This is a genomic window from Zunongwangia sp. HRR-M8 (genome assembly GCF_027594405.1).
Classification (GTDB): Bacteria; Bacteroidota; Bacteroidia; order Flavobacteriales; family Flavobacteriaceae; genus Zunongwangia.
Genome location: NZ_CP115161.1, coordinates 2,307,892 through 2,326,391, shown reverse-complemented (window position 1 = coordinate 2,326,391; position 18,500 = coordinate 2,307,892). Strand labels below are relative to the sequence as shown.

General features: G+C 34.3%; 18 protein-coding genes and 1 riboswitch. Of the genes, 10 read left to right on the top strand and 8 right to left on the bottom strand.

The genetic code is table 11. The features are described 5' to 3' along the window. The first annotated feature begins 1 nt into the window (after nucleotide 1). On the top strand, nucleotides 2-1,810 hold the full coding sequence (locus PBT89_RS10090; protein WP_270061789.1) for a RagB/SusD family nutrient uptake outer membrane protein: 1,809 nt from the start codon (nucleotides 2-4) through the stop codon (nucleotides 1,808-1,810). Nucleotides 1,811-1,876: 66 nt separating this feature from the next. Beyond that, a complete protein-coding gene (locus tag PBT89_RS10085) occupies nucleotides 1,877-2,995 on the top strand; it encodes an alkaline phosphatase (RefSeq protein WP_270061788.1) in 1,119 nt (372 codons plus the stop codon). 202 nt (nucleotides 2,996-3,197) lie between these two features. Here the strand turns inward: PBT89_RS10085 and PBT89_RS10080 are convergent, their stop codons facing one another. The 3 genes from PBT89_RS10080 to PBT89_RS10070 all read right to left on the bottom strand — a co-directional run bounded on the left by PBT89_RS10080 (nucleotide 3,198) and on the right by PBT89_RS10070 (nucleotide 6,760). Next, on the bottom strand, nucleotides 3,198-3,749 hold the full coding sequence (locus PBT89_RS10080) for a hypothetical protein (protein ID WP_270061787.1): 552 nt from the start codon (nucleotides 3,747-3,749) through the stop codon (nucleotides 3,198-3,200). A gap of 102 nt (nucleotides 3,750-3,851) precedes the next feature. Further along, a complete protein-coding gene (locus PBT89_RS10075) occupies nucleotides 3,852-5,609 on the bottom strand; it encodes a metallophosphoesterase family protein (protein ID WP_270061786.1) in 1,758 nt (585 codons plus the stop codon). 74 nt (nucleotides 5,610-5,683) lie between these two features. Then, nucleotides 5,684-6,760: a glycosyltransferase gene (locus PBT89_RS10070; protein ID WP_270061785.1), complete on the bottom strand. Its 1,077-nt coding sequence runs from the start codon at nucleotides 6,758-6,760 to the stop codon at nucleotides 5,684-5,686. A gap of 297 nt (nucleotides 6,761-7,057) precedes the next feature. Between PBT89_RS10070 and PBT89_RS10065 the strand changes: the two genes are divergently transcribed. Continuing rightward, complete coding sequence (locus PBT89_RS10065; RefSeq protein ID WP_270061784.1) at nucleotides 7,058-8,080, top strand: helix-turn-helix transcriptional regulator; 1,023 nt, start codon at nucleotides 7,058-7,060, stop codon at nucleotides 8,078-8,080. A gap of 64 nt (nucleotides 8,081-8,144) precedes the next feature. Beyond that, nucleotides 8,145-8,996 (top strand): universal stress protein, encoded by an 852-nt coding sequence (locus PBT89_RS10060; RefSeq protein WP_270061783.1) that lies wholly within the window; start codon nucleotides 8,145-8,147, stop codon nucleotides 8,994-8,996. Here PBT89_RS10060 and tenA read toward each other — a convergent pair whose 3' ends face one another. Genes tenA through thiM form a run of 4 tightly spaced genes read right to left on the bottom strand, consistent with a single transcriptional unit; the run spans nucleotide 8,997 to nucleotide 11,892 of the window. Then, nucleotides 8,997-9,644: a thiaminase II gene (gene tenA, locus PBT89_RS10055; RefSeq protein ID WP_270061782.1), complete on the bottom strand. Its 648-nt coding sequence runs from the start codon at nucleotides 9,642-9,644 to the stop codon at nucleotides 8,997-8,999. Beyond that, complete coding sequence (gene thiD / locus PBT89_RS10050) at nucleotides 9,631-10,464, bottom strand: bifunctional hydroxymethylpyrimidine kinase/phosphomethylpyrimidine kinase (protein ID WP_270061781.1); 834 nt, start codon at nucleotides 10,462-10,464, stop codon at nucleotides 9,631-9,633. The genes tenA and thiD overlap by 14 nt, the downstream gene beginning before the upstream one ends. Further along, entirely contained in the window at nucleotides 10,451-11,098 is a 648-nt protein-coding gene (gene thiE / locus PBT89_RS10045; RefSeq protein ID WP_270061780.1) for a thiamine phosphate synthase, read from the bottom strand. The genes thiD and thiE overlap by 14 nt, the downstream gene beginning before the upstream one ends. Then, nucleotides 11,098-11,892 (bottom strand): hydroxyethylthiazole kinase, encoded by a 795-nt coding sequence (gene thiM, locus PBT89_RS10040; protein WP_270061779.1) that lies wholly within the window; start codon nucleotides 11,890-11,892, stop codon nucleotides 11,098-11,100. Before thiM ends, thiE begins: the two co-directional genes overlap by 1 nt. A gap of 64 nt (nucleotides 11,893-11,956) precedes the next feature. Continuing rightward, a riboswitch (TPP riboswitch) is annotated at nucleotides 11,957-12,050 on the bottom strand. 197 nt (nucleotides 12,051-12,247) lie between these two features. Here thiM and PBT89_RS10035 point away from each other — a divergent pair. Next, nucleotides 12,248-13,132, top strand: a complete 885-nt coding sequence (locus PBT89_RS10035; RefSeq protein WP_270061778.1) for a sugar phosphate isomerase/epimerase family protein — start codon at nucleotides 12,248-12,250, stop codon at nucleotides 13,130-13,132. A gap of 81 nt (nucleotides 13,133-13,213) precedes the next feature. Here the strand turns inward: PBT89_RS10035 and PBT89_RS10030 are convergent, their stop codons facing one another. Further along, on the bottom strand, nucleotides 13,214-13,861 hold the full coding sequence (locus tag PBT89_RS10030) for a DUF2652 domain-containing protein (RefSeq protein ID WP_270061777.1): 648 nt from the start codon (nucleotides 13,859-13,861) through the stop codon (nucleotides 13,214-13,216). 186 nt (nucleotides 13,862-14,047) lie between these two features. Here PBT89_RS10030 and PBT89_RS10025 point away from each other — a divergent pair, with 186 nt between their 5' ends. From PBT89_RS10025 to PBT89_RS10005, 5 genes are all read left to right on the top strand, one after another. Continuing rightward, nucleotides 14,048-14,398, top strand: coding sequence for a winged helix-turn-helix transcriptional regulator (locus tag PBT89_RS10025; RefSeq protein WP_270061110.1), 351 nt, complete (start codon nucleotides 14,048-14,050; stop codon nucleotides 14,396-14,398). A 355-nt stretch (nucleotides 14,399-14,753) separates the two neighbouring features. Further along, on the top strand, nucleotides 14,754-15,398 hold the full coding sequence (locus tag PBT89_RS10020) for an HD domain-containing protein (RefSeq protein ID WP_270061776.1): 645 nt from the start codon (nucleotides 14,754-14,756) through the stop codon (nucleotides 15,396-15,398). Between the two features lie 62 nt (nucleotides 15,399-15,460). Next, complete coding sequence (locus PBT89_RS10015) at nucleotides 15,461-16,093, top strand: Crp/Fnr family transcriptional regulator (protein WP_270061775.1); 633 nt, start codon at nucleotides 15,461-15,463, stop codon at nucleotides 16,091-16,093. Between the two features lie 78 nt (nucleotides 16,094-16,171). Next, nucleotides 16,172-16,987: a sulfite exporter TauE/SafE family protein gene (locus PBT89_RS10010; protein ID WP_270061113.1), complete on the top strand. Its 816-nt coding sequence runs from the start codon at nucleotides 16,172-16,174 to the stop codon at nucleotides 16,985-16,987. Nucleotides 16,988-17,197: 210 nt separating this feature from the next. After that, nucleotides 17,198-18,499 carry a cytochrome ubiquinol oxidase subunit I gene (locus tag PBT89_RS10005; protein ID WP_270061774.1) on the top strand — a complete coding sequence of 434 codons (1,302 nt, stop codon included), beginning with the start codon at nucleotides 17,198-17,200 and terminating at the stop codon, nucleotides 18,497-18,499. Nucleotide 18,500 lies beyond the last annotated feature (1 nt).

Here is an 18,500-nt window from a genome sequence, read left to right as displayed (position 1 = left end):
AATGAAACATAGAATTCTAACTGTATTTGCGGGACTTAGCGTATTAGCATTTACAAATTGTACAGATTTAGAAGAAGAAATATTAGACGAATCATTAACCGGATCTGAAGGTCTTGTTGAACCCATCAATGGTTCAATGGCTGCTGCATACGGTATTCTTCCACAAACCTTTAGACATACTCGATATTTTGGGTTGCAGGAAATCCCTTCAGATGAAGCGATTTTGCCTCCAAGAACAGGCCTTGGCGGTACGCAGTGGGCAGATAATGATACGTATACTACAGCACATAGACATTTAATGTCTTCAAGTAATAGTTTAGTAACAGGTGCCTGGAGCTATTTAACAACTGCTTTATTTAGAACCGTTGCAGCTATAGATGTAATTACACCAATTGCTGATGATGGAGATGCAGAAGCAGTACAGGCGTTAGCTGAAATGAGAGCTTTAAGAGCTTATGAAAATATGCTATTTTTAGATAGCTGGGGATTAGCATTTGGTAAAGAAACGACTTCAGAAACTTCTGAAATTTTAAGAGGTGAAGAAGCCGTTGCCTATATCGAATCTGAATTTTTAGCAGCTTTAGAAAATATCAATAACGATCGTGGTCCTGGTAGAATGACAGAAGATGCTATTTATGGATTTTTAGCAAAATTATATTTGAATGCAGCGGTTTATAGAGATCCTTACGGAACTCCAAATTTCAGCGATTCAGATATGCAAAAAGTGATAGATTATGCCGATAATATTATTAATAACGGAGGTTATTCGTTATCCTCAGAATACTTCGATCTTTTTAATGATGAGAATCATGATAATTCAGAGCTTATTTTTGCTTTAGATCTTCGAGGTGTTCTTAATAACGATCACAACCGTTGGGCATATTGGTCAATGTCGGGTTCATTATTTCCAAGACCGGGAGAATTTTATTTAAGCATGGATGGTACCGATGGTCCTGCTATGACACCAGATTTTTATCAAACCTGGGTAAATGCTTACGGAGATACCGATCCCGCTGATGCCGATGCCAGGTTCTATAAAAAGAATGCAGAAGTTCCTGCTGAGTTAGAAGATATTTCAGGATTAACGCCGTATAAAAATGATACTTTAGGAAAAGTAAGCGATAAAGATCATTATTTTGTTGCAGGTTCAGATTTTGAAATTGATCGCGGAATTATCCGAGGAACAATGTGGGCACCAAGAAAAACGGAATTTCGTTCTGGTAGTTTTATGACGGGAACGGATGCTAATGGAAACTCAGGATATAAAATTTTTCCTTTAGCTGAAGCACGTGAAAATGGTTCGGATACCGAAGATATTACTTATTATGTAGATCATACTTTAGATATTAGTCTTGATGGCAGCGCCGGTTATGCTAGTGGTTATCGCTTTGCAAAATGGCAATTCAGTAAAACATCAGACGATGGTAATAATTACAGTAGTGTAGATCTTGTATTATTACGTTTGGCAGATGTTTATTTAATGAGAGCTGAAGCTAAATTAAGAATGGGCGATAATGCAGGTGCTTTGCAAGATGTAAATACGGTAAGAACATCTAGAGATGCAAGATCAGATCAAACCCCTGAAGCTTTAACTTCCATAGATTTAGAATCTTTATATAGAGAACTTGGTTTTGAGTTTTACTGGGAAATGCACCGTCGACAAGACCAAATTCGATTTGGAAAATACGAGGATTCCTGGACTTCAAAGTCAGATAGTGATCCTAACCATAGATTGTTCCCGATTCCGCAAGAGGCTATCGATGGAGCTTCAAATGTAGAAGGTTACTTGTTACAGAATCCTGGCTATTAAATAAATTCAATTGTCTGATAAGCGGTAGGAGTTCGTTGAGCTGCTACCGCTATTTTATATAAAATTATGAAGAGAAATTTAAAAAAAATTATTGCATTTTCAGCAGTATCGATTGCATTAAGCTGCGTAAAAACTTCCGAAGAAAAAACAACAGCGACTACTAAAGAATCTGAAGCAGAACCGCTAAATATCATCTTTATGGTAGGGGATGGGATGGGAATTCCGCAAGTTTCCAGTGCTTTTTATTTTGGTGAAGGCGAGTCTAATTTCAAACAGTTTGAAAATATTGGTTTAAGCCGAACGTCGAGTACCAGCCATTTAATAACAGATTCTGCTGCCGGTGCCACCGCTTTTTCAACAGGAGAGAAAACCTATAAAAGAGCAATCGGAGTTTCTAAAGATACGCTACCGCTTCCAACAATTTTAGAGCAGTTAAAAGATAGAGGATATCAAACCGGATTGGTGAGTTTAACCTCCATTACGCATGCTACTCCCGCTGCATTTTATGCGCATGTAGAAGATCGTGATATGCACGAGGAAATTGCAAGACAACTTATCGATGCTGAAGTTGATTTTTTTGCCGGAGGTGGTAAAAAATACTTTAGAAGTAGAGAAGATGGGGTGAATCTTTTTGATAGTCTAAAAGCTAAAGAATATAATTTGGATACTTTAGAATTAAGTAAGCCTAACAATGATATGCGAAACGCCTATGTTTTAACCGAAGAAGGTTTGCCATCCAAACCTGAAGGTAGAACAGATTTTCTTCAGCAAGCGTCCAAATTGGGATTAGAATATTTTGCGGCGAATAATAAACCATTTTTTATGATGATTGAAGGATCATATATCGATTGGGGAGGCCACGCCAAAGATGATAATATGATGATTCAGGAGGTTTTGGATTTTGATAAAACAATTGGAGTGGTATTAGATTTTGTAAAAGCTCATCCAAATACATTGGTTGTAGTTACTGCAGATCACGAAACGGGTGGTGTAAGTATCGGTAAAGCCTACGACAAGGCCGGGGAAGAAATTCCGCAGCAGGTGCAGGTTTATTTTAATACCGATCAACATAGTACCGAGTTGATTCCTGTTTTTGCTAAAGGTAAAGGAGAAAAATTGTTCAGAGGGATTTACGAAAACAACGAAATCTATCACAAATTAATGCAAGCGATAGAAGAAAATTAAGTATTTACAGAATTGATATTTTTAATGGCATTTATAAAAGAGCAAAGACTTTCCATATAAAATTTGGAGAGGATTAAATATGTGATATTTGAAGTAATAAATACGAAATTCAGCTGTTGATCACACTTTAACATAAGAAAGATAATCGAAGAGCTGAATTTGGTATTTACTATAATTCATTCAATTTTTCTACCATAGCAGGTTAATCCAATATAACTAACTCCGTTTTTTCGTCAAAAGTACCTTCATCAGTAATTCTTCCAGTAACCCTAAATTGCAAGGTATCATGAGATGGAATTTCTGAAAATTTAAGACTCAGCGATACAAATTTTTGTTCACTTAAGTTTTCTATTGGTGAAGTATCTCCCATGCCGTCAAGGTAAAGTAGCATTTCATTTATTTTACTGCCTGCAGGATAATTTTCATTAAAATCATATACCGTAAAAATATTTACAGAATCTATTTGGTTAGTTTGAACATATTCATTTGGATCACTCCTTGCGTAGGTGGGTAGATCTGATAGGAAAGCACTAAAATAAATCCTTTTATCCATGGTTGAATCGGGTATTATACCAATGCCCAATTCTTCTCGATTAAAATGATCTAAGTATGGATAAATTCCATTTTCCTGAAAAGAAAAAAGTAGTGGTTTAACACTTTTAATGGTAGAATATGTTATACTTCTATCATCTGGGCATCCGGTTAATAGAAAACAGGAAATAAGTAAAATTGAAGCATAAAATTTATTTTTCATTTAAAAATCGAAAATAAATTCTCCGAGTATTTTCTCGAAAAAAGATTTTTTAGATCGATGTCTCATAGGATTATCCAACAGTGGTATTTACCGAAATATCAACTACTCTAATTCTTGAATATCACCATTATGCAAATCAATTTTAAAATGATTGGCAGGCAAACCATTAATAAATTTATCAAAAATACTTAAAAACTGTAGTAATCTTTTATCAATTTTATTTTCTGAAATTTTTCCGGCTTTTGCTTCAGCAATAATCGTTTTATATTCTTTCAATCGTTGTTCTGGAATATCCTGAAAAGCCAATTTATCGGCATTTCTTATTTTATAGAAGTCTAAAATCATATCGTAGCCTTTCCATTCTGAAAAATTTTGTGAAAGCTTAGAACTTGTCGAAACATTTTTCAATAAATCGCTGCTGGTAAGATTAGACAGATATGTTTTAAAATCTGTATCCCAATCATTAGGAAGAAATCTTAGTTTTACAAGATTTTCTAAATGATATTCTGTAAAATCATGATAATTTTTACTGTTTAAAATATCGATATTCCATATTTCTCTATTAGAATTTTTCAAATATTCGTATTCCAGTTTATAAAGTGGAAAAAGCTCGTCGAATCCTGGGACTTCGTTTATAGACACTGTTTCTATTTCAGCAAAATCCTTATCTAAATTAAGAATTTTATAACCCGGAATATAAGCGGCCAGCGATGGTGTTTGAATATTTACTAGAAAATCTTTGTTATTGTAAATTCGTTTTCCGGTATCATTAATATGCATATGGCCAGCAAAATGAAGTTTAATCCCTGCTTCGGCCAAAGTTTCTGCAATATGTTCTTGCGGTACTCTTTCTAATTGCCATTTATTTTTACCCAGAAATTTCTCTAATTCTGGTGAAGCATTCTCATTAAAATCTATGGCTGGATAATGGCTAAATGCAACTAACCGCTTATTGAGTTTCTTAGCTCTTTCAGCAACTGTTTTTATCCATTTAAATAGATGTTTCTTATGTGCAATCGTTTGGTTATATCCAATACTAGCACTACTAAGATTACCATCTTTTTGCGGCACATAAGAGTTACCATCGATTGCCAAAAGCCATAGTCCTTCTTTAGGTTCCACTAAATAGGAAGCATCGGGGATGGAGAGTGAATCATTAACACTGTACCTTCGGTTAGAAATTTTGGCAGCTTTATGAGCTTTTTGGAATGTATAATTATTTGTGTTGTAGTTAGAAAAAGGAGTTTCCCAATAACGATATTTTTGCTGCGGAAAAAAACCAAAGTCAGCTAAAGCATTCAGAATAAAATTATAACCAGCTTTTTCTAGTCTGGGCTCTATAAGAACTTTATGCTCATTTGATTTTTCTCGATATAAACCAACTTCACTATAAATGGGTTGATTCCTACCGTCTTTGGCCAAAAAATCATTTTTACCTGCTGAAATATTATAGGGACGTACAGGATCGTGATTTCCTGTGGTTATAAAAAATGAAATATCATATTGGTCTTTATAAGTTTTTAAAATTTCAGCAAGACCATTGATGTTTATGGGTTGGCCATCATCTGTATAATCGCCGGGAAAAGCAACTAATTTTATTCCGCGTGCTGCAATATCATCTAAAACAGCTTTCAGTACAAAATAATTTTCATTAAAAAGTCGCGTTGAGTGCAGCTGAGCACTCATGCTTCTAATTTTTGCTTTTTGGTGTTTGCCATCAATTTCAATTCCATCAAAATTTTCATAATCAGCATAAATGTCCAGCAAGTGAATATCTGCAACAAATGCAATTTTATCAGGCTCTTGCTGAGCAGTGATGGTTAATGACATTAAAATCAATAATAGCGAAATTCGCTTCATCTTTAATTAATTTTAATGCGATGATACAATCAAAACATCAGTTTAATATTATCCTTAGGTTAAGTTGATGGATTTTAGTAGACTTCAGCATTTTCTTCTATCAGAGCTTCGTAAAATTCGACGTAATTATCAATCATTTTATCAATATTGCAGTGTTGTTCTGCGTGTTTTCTACATGCTTCTCTATCGAATCTTTCAATATTTTTAAGCGCTTCAGCCATTGCTGTTGTGTCTAATGGATCCAATATTTGCCCAACTTTATCTGTTATTATTTCAGAAGCTACACCTTTATCCCAACTTAATACAGGCGTTCCTGAAGCCAGACTTTCTGAAATTCCCAATGCCGAAGGTTCTTCCCATACGCTGGTAAATAATAGAGCCATAGCATTTCTTAAAAGCCGATTTATTTGAGTTTTGTCCTGTTCTCCTACATAAGATACTAATGGGTTTTTAAGCAGTGGAGATACGAAACGTTCAAAATATTCGCTATTTTTACCTCGACCTGCGAGAATAATGGGTTTGTTAGCTTTTATAGCCACTTCGATAGCTAAATGAGGTGCTTTTTCTTTGCAAATAGAACCATACCACATACAGTATTGATTATCTGCTTCAAAATTAGCTTCCCAGTCGTTAAGATCTATAGCATTTCTAATCACTTTTGGGAAATTTAAAAATTTAGAATATTGATCTCTAAGTGATTCACTTACTACTACAAATTCCTGGTTTAAATCTTTTTTTACATAATCCAATGCGAACTTAATTTCAGGAAAAGCCATGGTATGTAAAGTAGTTATAAACTTAGTTTTTAGCTTATTTCCTAAAATAATTGGAAGATAATGTAAAGTGTGATTGTGTACTATATCGTATTCGTTACGCTCTAAATCTTGGAAAATTTCAGAATAAATAACGGTATTTTTAATTTCAGTAGGATTATATTTTTCAGAATAGATACAAGAAAAAGGACTATCTTCTGCAAAGTGATGGTCTAGGTTCTGTAAATTTTCACATTGCGATCCAGATTTTGCATAAATATCTACTTCTATGCCTTTTTCTGCTAGTTTTTGTACCATTTTGTGAGTAATCATGGCTAGTCCGCCGGCATAGGGTTTTTTTAAAGGGTGGCGATGGTCGGCTATAATGGCTACTTTCATAATTGGTAGGTTTTAGTTGTAATGTAGTAAATCTCCTGAAAGCGAAAGATTAGTATTTGTAAAAAACTTATCGCTTTCGGGTAAAATATTTTCCTCTACTAATTTAACGGAAAGGAAAACTTTAGTGTAAGTTCATGAAAATTTAGCGCTAAAATGTGCTTTATTGCTAAGAGTATGGTAACAAAAGATGTTTTTAATAATATTTTAACGGATATATTAAGCCTAAGGCTGTAACTTTTTATAGAAATTCAAAAAAAATGATGTTTTTTACTCAGTTTTTTAAAATCAAGTATATTAATGAATACGTATCATTTACAGTTGAATGATGTCGAAGATTTCGTGCCGAAGCTCGCAGAAAAGTTAGGAATAGGATTTAAGAATAAATTAGGAGAATTTACGGTAAGCATTCCTTCCGATTATGGAAGTGGTAAAGTTAATTGTATAAATTTTCCTAATGGAATTGGTTTATATACCTTAGATCTAAAATTTTTAGAAGACACTTGTCTAAAAATTATTCATCCAAATGTATGTCCTATTCGGTTTATATATTGCGTAGAAGGCGATCTAAATGCGTACATCGAGGAAGATAGTGGCTGTGTGCTTAAAAGCCATCAGCATTTAATTGCTGCAACCACTTCTACTGGGATACAATCTCTAAGATTTAAAGGAGGGGACAAGGTACTGGTTTGTTATTTAGAAGTAGATCGCTTGAAGTTTAAAAATTACCTTTCGTTCGATTTAAATGAAATTGAAGAAAAATACTTTAGACTCTTTGGTGATATCGAAGGTGATAATGAAGTCTTTCAGACTGGTAGTTATGGACTTCGCACACTAGATACTATTAGAGAAATCGAAAATTGTAGTTTAGAAGGTTTTCCAAGAATTAATTATTTAGGCGGTAAAGCTCTCGAAGTATTTTCTCACATGCTTTTACAGTTTAGGGAAGGTAACAGAACACAAGAGCCGCGATTGAAAAAGCGCGATCTAAAAGCGATAGAGAGAGCTGTAAGCTATATTAACGAGAACATAGCTAACACTGGTACAGTGCAAGCATTAGCCAAAATTAGCGGTGTGAATGTAAATAAGTTGCAGGATGGTTTTCAGGAAGTTTATGGTAAAACGGTTAATTCCTATATTAGGGATGTACGCTTAACCAGAGCAATGAATTTGCTTTTGAGTGGAGAGAAAGGAGTAGGAGAAGTGGTTTACGAATTAGGACTATCCAGCCGCAGCTATTTCTCAAAAATATTTAAAAGACGTTATGGGATTTTGCCTAAAGACGTATTAAATAATAAGAATTTAACCGAGGCTTCTGAATAATAAAATCATAAGCTTTTTAAATATGAAGTTCTTATTTGTAAATTGGTCATAAAATTTAGAATTTATGGAAAAGCAGATTTTGGTGCCTACCAATTTTTCAAAACATGCCTGGAATGCTTTAGTTTTTGGACTTAAACTGTATAAAAAAATTTCATGTAAATTTATTTTATTGAATGTTTATGAAGATAGTCACGGTTTAAGCGATAGAATTGTTGGTGTCAAGTCTGAAGACAACGCGAATACCAAAGAAACTTCTAAAAGTGGTTTAGATCGAATTATGCAAGGTTTAAGTTTTAGAAAAGAAAATCCTAATCACGAATTTGAAATTTTATCTTTAGAAGGAGATCTGGATGATGCCGTGCAAGAAATTATTAATACCCGTGCAATAGATTTAATTCTAATAGGTGCAGAGGGTGCTAATGTAAATATTCATAGCTCTTATAAATCAAAATTATCTAAACTGGCCAATAGCATACAAAATTGTGCTATGCTTTTTGTTCCTGAAGAAATAGAACTTAGCGCTCAGCCATTAAATGAAATTGTCTTTCCTACTACACTTAGATTCCCTTTTAAAGAGAGAGAATTAGACCCACTAAAGGATTTAGCTTCAAATTCTGGTTCTCCAATTAGAATTTTATACATAGACAGTGATAATAAAGGTTTAACTGAAGAGCAAAAAACACTTCAAACCAATTTTGAAGGACATCTTTCAACAATAAAGCACTCATTTCACAGGCTTACAAAAACAACACCATCTACAGGAATTCATTTATTTATCGAAAGTAGGCAAAGTACCATGTTAGCCTTATATAAAAGAAAACAGGGATTTTTCTCTAAACTTTTCTCGCAGTCTAAAGTAGATGATATTGAGTTTGATCCAAGTGTCCCTGTTTTACTTTTAAAAGAAGTTAATTAATTACCATTTTCTTAGCGAATATCCGGCATCCCAAAAATGATATTCTAAGTGAGAAGCAGTAACAAAAGCTTCAGTCATTTTAGCACGAACAATTGGTGTGGTATTTTCAGCATGCTTATCACAAATCTGGATAGCCTTGTTTACAGCCTCACCAAATTCTTCTCCCGCATAAGTGTCAATCCAAGCTTGATATGGATTTTCGCCCTCTTTTTGATTTTCCAAAATATAATCACCTACTGCTTTATAAATCCAAAAGCACGGCAGCACAGCAGCCATTGCTACTTCGAGATTTTCTAAAGCAGCAGTACTTTTTAGAAAATTGATATAGTGGTGGCAGGCCGGCTGGATAATAGCTTTTTCAGAAACACCAAATTCCTTAAAATAAGATTCGTGCAATGCACTCTCAACAATTATAGCATTTTCAGCAAATTGAAGAAAAGTAAGCATATTTTCAGTATTATAAGCACGCGCACCAATCAATGCTAACGCACGTCCAAAATTTTCTAAATATGCCGAATCCTGACTCATATAAAACTGAAACTTCTCTAATGGTAAACTGCCATCCATCAATTCTTCTATAAACGGCATTTTAATAATTCGGTCGTAAATTGGACTTATCGTTTGCCAGGTTTCTTTACTCCAGCTCATTTTTTATTAATTTTTGTGGGTTAAAAAAGTGATTTAAGGGACCATTTCCTTCTCCTGTTTTTACATCTTTACCATGGTTAATAGCATTATGGGCAAAATCCTGCCCTAATTTTACAGCTTCAACTAATTCTTTGCCTTGTGCGAGATATGCAGCAATTGCAGATGATAATGTGCAACCAGAACCATGCGTATTACTGGTATCATACTTCTCAAATTCGTAAGAATAAACTTGCGAGTTTTCAGCAAAATAAAGAGAGGTGATTTTATCGCTTTTTAAGTGTCCGCCTTTCATTAAAACCGATTTACAGCCCATTTTCATTATTTTTTCTCCTGCTTTTTTCATGTCTTCCAGCGTTTCAACTTTCATTTCAGCTAAAACCGCAGCTTCATCCATATTAGGTGTAATGACATCGGCTAACGGAAACAATTTCTCGACAATCGATTTTATTGTTTCGTCTTCTATTAATTTGTGGCCGCTTGTCGCAACCATTACAGGATCAAAAACTAGGGGCGTTTTTGGATATTTCTGTAATCCTTTTACAATGGTTTCTACTAATTCTGAGGTATGAACCATTCCTATTTTAACCGCGTCGGGAAAAATATCTTCAAAAATACTTTTTATTTGTTCTGAAACAGCCTGGTAGGAAATAGGGAAAATATTTTTTACCCCAGTAGTATTTTGTACGGGAAGTGCGGTTAACACCGAGGTGGCATAACATCCTAAAGCCGAGAAAGTTTTGATATCGGCCTGGATTCCTGCGCCACCACTACCGTCGAAACCAGCGATGGTTAATGCTGAAGGATATTTATAGGTTTTCATGTTGATTTTGTTGAATTTGAGTTTTAATTTTTTCCGCTGCCTTTTTAGGATTGTCTGAAGCGCAAATCGCAGACACTACCGCAATACAATCGGCTCCTGCTTTTATAACTTCTGCAGCATTACCTGCATCCATACGCCCAATTGCAACAAGTGGTTTTTGGGTTAAAGCGCGTATTTTTTTTATTCCGTCGATTCCCCATTCGGTTACTGTATCGGTTTTGGTTTTGGTGCTGTAAACCGGGCTAATTCCTAAGTGATTTGCGACTTTAGTTTGATCGTTTTCAAGCTGTTCCAAGTATTCGATAGAATATCCTATAGATTTATTTTTATTCCATTTTTGCTGAATTTCAGAAGGAGGCACATCATTATTTCCCACATGAATTCCGAAGGCATCTACCGCTTTTGCAACTTCAAGATTATCATTAATAATAAGCGGAATTTTATATTTATCAGTGATTTTTTTTAGCGCTTCGGCATTTTTGATGAATGCTGAAGTGTCTAAATTTTTCTCCCGAAGCTGGATAATATCTACTCCTCCTTCGATAGCCATTTCAGCTACCTGAAGTAAAGGATGATGCACACAACTTTCTTCTGAAATAGCCAAGTATAATTGGTACGGAAAATCAGGATGCATTATTCGCTAATTTTAAGATGAGAAAGGAATTCCTCTTCAGTAATATTGTATAATTTATCGAGTAAATTTAGTTGAAGACTACCCGGTCCGGCCGAATTTTTAGCAGCGATTTCGCCACAAACTCCCATTAAAGCCATGGCTGTGGTGGTAGCTTCAAATTTATTATCGATAACTGCCGCAAAAGCAGCTGTAATTGCGGAAGCCGAGCACCCAAGACCGGTAACTTTTGCCATTAGTGCATCACCATTTTTTAGTGAAATTTTTTGATGCCCATCAATAATGATATCGGTCTCTCCCGATATACAAACCACTGCTCCAAATTCTTTATTTAAAGATTTGGCTGCTTCGATAGCTTCAGTACTTTCAGCAGTGCTATCTACTCCTTTTGTAGTAAGATTTGAAGCTTTAGCCAAAGCCATAATTTCTGAAGCATTTGCTCTGATAATTGTGGGTTTTAGCTCTAGTAACTCGGCGATAATTTCGTTGCGGTAAGGCGTTGCGCCGGCACCTACAGGATCTAAAAGCCAGGATTTACCAAGGTCATTTGCTTTTTTTGCAGCTTTAATCATGCTAATGCTCCAGTACTCATCTAAAGTTCCTATGTTAATCACTAGCGCCTGGCAGATGCTTACCATATCTTCAATTTCAGATTGGGCATGGGACATAATAGGAGAAGCTCCAGCTGCCAATAAAGCGTTTGCAGTATTATTCATCACTACATAATTAGTAATGTTGTGAATTAATGGCACCGATTTTTTTAAATCTTGAATATGTTGCCAAAGAATTTTTTTCATAGTTGGGTCAGTTTTTGGCTTTAGAGAAAACTGCTTAGAAAAAATAAAGGCAAGTACACGAGCCTAAGTTTGGCAAACTTTTTCCTACGACGATTTTATCGTATCAGGTTCAAAGGGACTCTCTCAATTCTTCTTTCAGAATACCCCTAAAGCATCGTAAAATTAAGGTAAAAATGAGGGCTGATAAAATTTTTGATGAATTAAGTTTACCAGGTTTATTTTTTGAGCAACGTTTCTTTATTAAACATTAAATATTCTATATTTAGCAAGAATATTCGTTAAATTAGGTAAACCGGAGCACTAGTTCAATATTTAAAATGGTATTGCGGGCATCCTTTTTCTAAAATGTAATTATATGAAAACTCTTAAAAATCTTCGCAGTACTTTACTAATTTTATCGCTACTTGCTTCTTTCCCGATTTTGGTGCAGCGACAATTTGGTGCAGCTACGCTTTATACGGTTAGGGAAGAGATGGCAAAATCGCCAGAGGAAACTATCGATGAAGTTGCAGATATTGGATATTTATATATAGAAGCTGCTGGTTATAACGATGGTCTGTTTTATGGAATGAAGCCTAAGAAATTTAAAAAATTATTAGGTAAATATCACACCAAACCATTAAGCTCCCATCAAGGTGGCGTAACCATGGAAAATGTAGATCAGATGATAGCTGATGTGAAAAAAGCCGGCTTTCAATATTTTGTGATTCCTGTACCGCCAATGGGTAAGTTTACTTTTGATGAGCAAACTCAGACTATGGGAATGGACGATGATCTTGATTTTTTAGTCGATATCTTTAATACTATAGGTGAAAAATGTAAAAAAGCCGGGATAGAATTATTGTATCATAATCACGATTTTGAGTTTAAGAAAAACGAAAATGGAATAGTACCAATAGAATATTTCTTAGAGAATACAGATCCAGATTTGGTGAATTTTCAGATGGATTTATTTTGGGTAACAAAAGCTGGTGCAGATCCTGTAGCTTATTTCGAGAAATATCCTGGCCGTTTTAAATTATGGCATGTAAAAGATATGGATGAAGCAGGTAATTTTACTCCGGTAGGAGAGGGAACTATAGATTTTGAGAGGATTTTAGAAAAAAGAAAGGAATCTGGGATGAAGTATTATATCGTAGAGCAGGATAATACATTCGATTTAGAACCTCTTGAAGCCATTAAAATTAGCCATGAAAATCTTCGCGATTTTGGATTCGACAAAGTGAAATTTAAAAAATAAGATTTTGATACATATAACTAAAAACCCTCTGACATTCTCAGAGGGTTTTTCTTGTTGTAATAACTTCAAAAAAAATGTAAGCTATTCCAAAAGGTATTTCTTACTGCGATTATTTTCAAAGTCAAAAAAGGTATAGCAAATTTCCTTAAAACCGTCATAGATCTCACAAATTGTATTTTCTATAAATTGGCTGATATTCTTTAATTCTGAATTTTCTTCGGAATTTAATAATTCTTCTGAAAGTAATACATAGCTTTTACTTTCAACAGAATTTTTGAGTAAGTGATGAGCTTCAACAACAGTTTGTCCATATAGCTTTTCGAATTTACCTATATTATATTGAGCAAGTGGCCCGTAATGTGCAATTAATTTTAAGGATAAATCGATGTCTAACTGAAATTCTTCTTCTAAAAAAACAATTTCTTGATGGAATCCTTCTTTCATCAAACAAAATTGATGCAGAATCTCTTTTGCGGTAATACGTTTACCGTATTTAAAGAAAAGAACAGCATCACCTTCAATTTCTGAAATTTTAAGATCAAGAGTGTTACTCTTAATAATCGCGTTGAGCAATTTCGAAATTATAAGTTTTCCGGTTTCAAAATCTGTATTTTCAACAAAACGACTAAAACCACTTATATCTGGGATAATAACAGTTCCTTTTAAGACTTTTGGTTGATAAACTCCAGGATTAACAATATAGGGTAGTTGTGTGATTTTGTTTTTCATTATTGATTTTTATACAAACAGGCTAAACTCATATTTTAGCTCAAGCTGTTTACCTCATTTTGGTCTATTTTAAAGGTCCAAGCTTACAGTGCTCGCAAAAAATACTGCTAAAAATAGTATATTTGCTTTACTAAAGTTAGTTAATTAATAAAAAACAAATAAAGCTATTTTGCAAACGTCAATTTTATGGGACAATTATTAGAAAAAAAGGCTTGCGAAAGCAAGCTTGGAGCAATAGATGATGCGCTTTATGCAATTGGCGGGAAGTGGAAATTGAAAATCATAATCGCGCTTAAGGAAGGTAATAAACGTTTTAACGAATTACAACGAGCTTTAAATATTTCAGCAAGAATGTTATCCAGAGAGTTAAAAGATTTAGAACTAAACGGCTTTGTAGACCGAAAGGTTTATACCGAGGTTCCGATTGTGATTGAATACGAATTGACAGATTACAGCAATTCTCTTTCTGAAATACTGGAAGCATTAAGTTCTTGGGGAATCAAACATCGTCAAAAACTAATTGATGAACGTTCTTAAATGTATTGAATCATCATTTTTTTTGAAAATAATTTTGGTACTATATAATAAACCGTAAAAATTACCGTTATTTTTTGAAGAGTTCATATTGGTGAATTTTTCATTATAGATTAACCACAATTAGCCTAATCAAAAGTGGTATTATAAAGCCTTTCTATAAGAAAGGCTTTTTTTGAATATAAAGTAAATCTTGCGATGAATTTTTTTTAATAAAATTTAATAATATTGATTAAAATTCCTCCTAATTTTCAAATTTATTTTTGGTGTTACAATAATTTCCTTAATTTCAACCTTATTAAATCTTTGCATAATATTTTGGCAAAATACTTGTTATAGATAAGTCCCAAATTACCCAATGATGTTGCTAGAAATGCTGAATTATAGATATAAGGAGGATACCTCTGTGATAAGAGAAGCGATGGATTATTGCCATAAGCTTTTAAAAAATAGTAGATGTTCTAAGCTGCCTTATCATAATATTCAGCATACCTTCGAGGTTTATCAGTATACAAAGAGGATTGCAGATTATGAGAATTTGTCTGAGGAAGATCGAGAAATTGTGATTTTAGCCAGCTTGTTTCACGATACGGGAAATAGTAATTCTTTTAAAGAACACGAAAAGATTAGTGCTAAAAATGCCGAAGAGTTTTTATCGAAAATAGATTACCCGCAGGAGAAAATTGATCAAGTGGTTTCTTGCATTTGCGCTACCCAAATGCCGCAGGCTCCTAAAAATAAAATTGAAGAGGTGTTATGTGATGCAGATTTAGCTCATTTAGGGACTAATTCTTTTCGGTCAAAAAATAAATTGCTGAGATCAGAATGGTTTAAATGCTTCAATAAAAATTATAGTGATATCGAATGGTTACAAAATAATATTTGTTTTCTAGAATCTCATTCTTACTTTACAAACTACGGGAATGATATTTTACTTCCGAAGAAAGAAAAAAATCTGAAGTTAGTAAAAAAGGCTTATGCCAGATTAATTGCCAACAAATAGTATCTGAAGTTGAGTAAACTTATTGCTATTAGCTTTTCTAATATTTAAATTTCTAGAATAAAATGTTTGAAGAATTAAAAGAAGCTTATCATTTTGTTTTTGAAAAGGAATTATTGGAAGAAATTAACAAATCTGGTTACCTGAAAGAATTTAAAGAAGGCGATGTGATCATCGAAATAGGGGATCATTTAAAATCTATGCCACTTCTTTTAAACGGAGCAATTAAGATTTTACGCGAGGATCAAGACGGTGACGAACTTTTACTTTACTTCTTGGAACGTGGAGATACCTGCGCAATGACGCTAAGTTGTTGCCTTGGAAATACCAAAAGCCAGATAAGAGCAGTTGCAGAGAGAGATACCAGTTTAATTATGGTTCCTATTCAAAAAATGGATGAGTGGACTGCCAAATTTAAAAGCTGGCGATATTTTGTATTTGAAAGTTATCAAATGCGTTTAACTGAAATGCTCGATACCATAGATACCATCGCATTTTTAAACATGGATGGACGAATTTTAAAATACCTTCAGAATAAAGCTAAAATAAATCAAGATAAAAAAGTTAACAGCACGCACCAACAGATAGCCTACGATCTGCATACTTCTAGAGTCGTGGTTTCCAGAATTCTAAAAAAAATGGAGATTGAGAACAAAATTAAATTATTTAGAAATCAAATCGAAGTTTTAGAATTATAGCTAAAAAAGTTAATTTTTGTAACAAAGGTTACCGCTTACTTCCAGTGTGACTAGTATATTTGCCGACAAATTGCAATAATGGAGCTAGTTCAGATTATAGGATTTATAGGTGCATTAATTATTGGTTTGGTATTGGGACTAACCGGTGGTGGTGGCTCCATTCTTACCGTACCTGTATTTGTATACATTTTACATATAAATCCAGTAACAGCTACGGCTTATTCTCTTTTTGTAGTGGGATCCAGCTCTGCTGTGGGGGCTATAGATAATTTTAATAAAGGAAGAATCGATTTTAAAAGTTCTGTGATTTTCGCACTTCCTGCGGTAATTGCAATATTTTGTACTCGTAAATTCTTATTACCAGCTATACCACATCATATTCTAAATATAGGAACTTTCGAGCTTACAAAAGATTTGATGATCATGATCTTTTTTGGAATATTAATGCTATTGGCTTCCTTTTCCATGATATTCAAAAAAGACAAAACTTGTAAAGATGAATCTGATAGCAACTCTAATCCTATAAATTTATTGATGATAATTTTGGGTGCTTTAACTGGTATTGTTACCGGTTTAGTTGGTGCTGGCGGAGGTTTCATTATCGTTCCTATTTTGGTTTTCTTAGCAGGATTAAGGATGAAAGAAGCTGTAGGTACTTCGCTTTTTATAATTTCAATAAACTCTATTATCGGTTTTCTTGGGGATTTAGGGCATTTACGGGTTGATTGGGTTTTTCTTTTAATCTTTACATTTTTATCAATAATCGGTATTTTTTTCGGAATATATTTGAGTCGGTACATTAACTCTCGGAAGTTGAAAAAAGCTTTTGGATACATGGTTTTGGTGATGGGTATTTATATTCTTTGGAAAGAACTTACCGCCAGTAGCATTTAATATATTAAGTAGTTCTATACAAAATCGTCTACCAAATTCTCACAATTTTTGGATCATAAGTTAGAATATATGATTTAACAAAAATCACTTTAAATTTTCTGCTCTCCAATAATGCTGTAGGAGTATTATTACTTAAATTTAAGGGTAATTATAAAGCTTTTCATTATCACGATAACACGCTATTTTAAAGGCTGTTTCAAAAATTACTAAATGGAAAATTTAGATTACGCTCGTCTTCAGATGGCCTTTACTTTAGGCTTTCATATTATTTTTGCTTGTATAGGTATGGTCATGCCATTTTTTATGGTTGTGGCTCACCATAGGTATTTAAGAACCCGTAATCCGGTTTATTTAAAACTTACCAAAGCCTGGCTTAAAGGAGTCGCTATTTTCTTTGTGACCGGTGCCGTTTCGGGTACCGCCCTTTCTTTTGAATTGGGAATGTTATGGCCAGAATTTATGAAACATGCCGGCCCAATTATAGGAATGCCTTTTTCGCTGGAAGGAGCTGCCTTTTTTGTAGAGGCCATAGCATTGGGATTCTATCTGTATGGCTGGGACAAACTGCCAGAAAAATTTCACTGGTTTACCGGCGTAATCATAGGAATTTCAGGTGTGCTGTCTGGTATTTTGGTGGTGGCGGCAAATGGCTGGATGAATGCTCCAAGCGGATTTGAATATATTAATGGAGAATTTACCAATGTAGATCCAGTTGGCGCGATGCTAAATCCTGCATGGTTTACCCAAGCCCTGCACATGACGTTGGCAGCTTTTGTAGCAACTAGTTTTGGAGTTGCCGGGATTCATGCGTTTCAAATATTAAGAGGCAAATCTTTGGAAGTGCATAAAAAGGCATTTCAAATTTCTATATTTTTTGGAGCAATTGCCGCGCTTTTACAACCGCTAAGTGGAGATCTTTCTGCCAAGGATGTAGCTGAACGACAACCAGCTAAATTAGCCGCGATGGAAGCTCATTTTGAAACCGAAAAAGGTGCACCACTGTTTGTAGGCGGAATAGTAGATGAAGAAAATAAAGAAGTAAACTATAAAATAGAAATCCCAAAAGCACTTTCTTTCCTTGCTTTTGGAGATTTTGATGCTGAAGTAAAAGGGCTAAACGAATTTCCTGAAGACGAAATTCCACCTGTTGCTATCGTACATTATGCTTTTCAGGTGATGGTGGGGATCGGCACTTTGCTCGCCTTAGCCGGTTTGCTATTTTTTATAAGTTTAAAAAAGAAATCCTGGATGGATAGCAAAAAATACTGGTGGTTTTTTATGCTTTTGGCTCCCCTTGGATTTCTAGCCTTAGAAGCAGGTTGGGTAGTTACTGAAGTTGGTCGGCAACCCTGGATTATTTACCAGATCATGAGAACCAGTGATGCCGTTACACCAATGCCGGGAATGAAGTTTAGTTTTTTTATGTATGTCGCCGTTTATATTTTATTGGCGATTACGGTAACCTGGTTAATGCAACGACAAATTAAAGCCCTAAACACCCAAAAAGATTAAG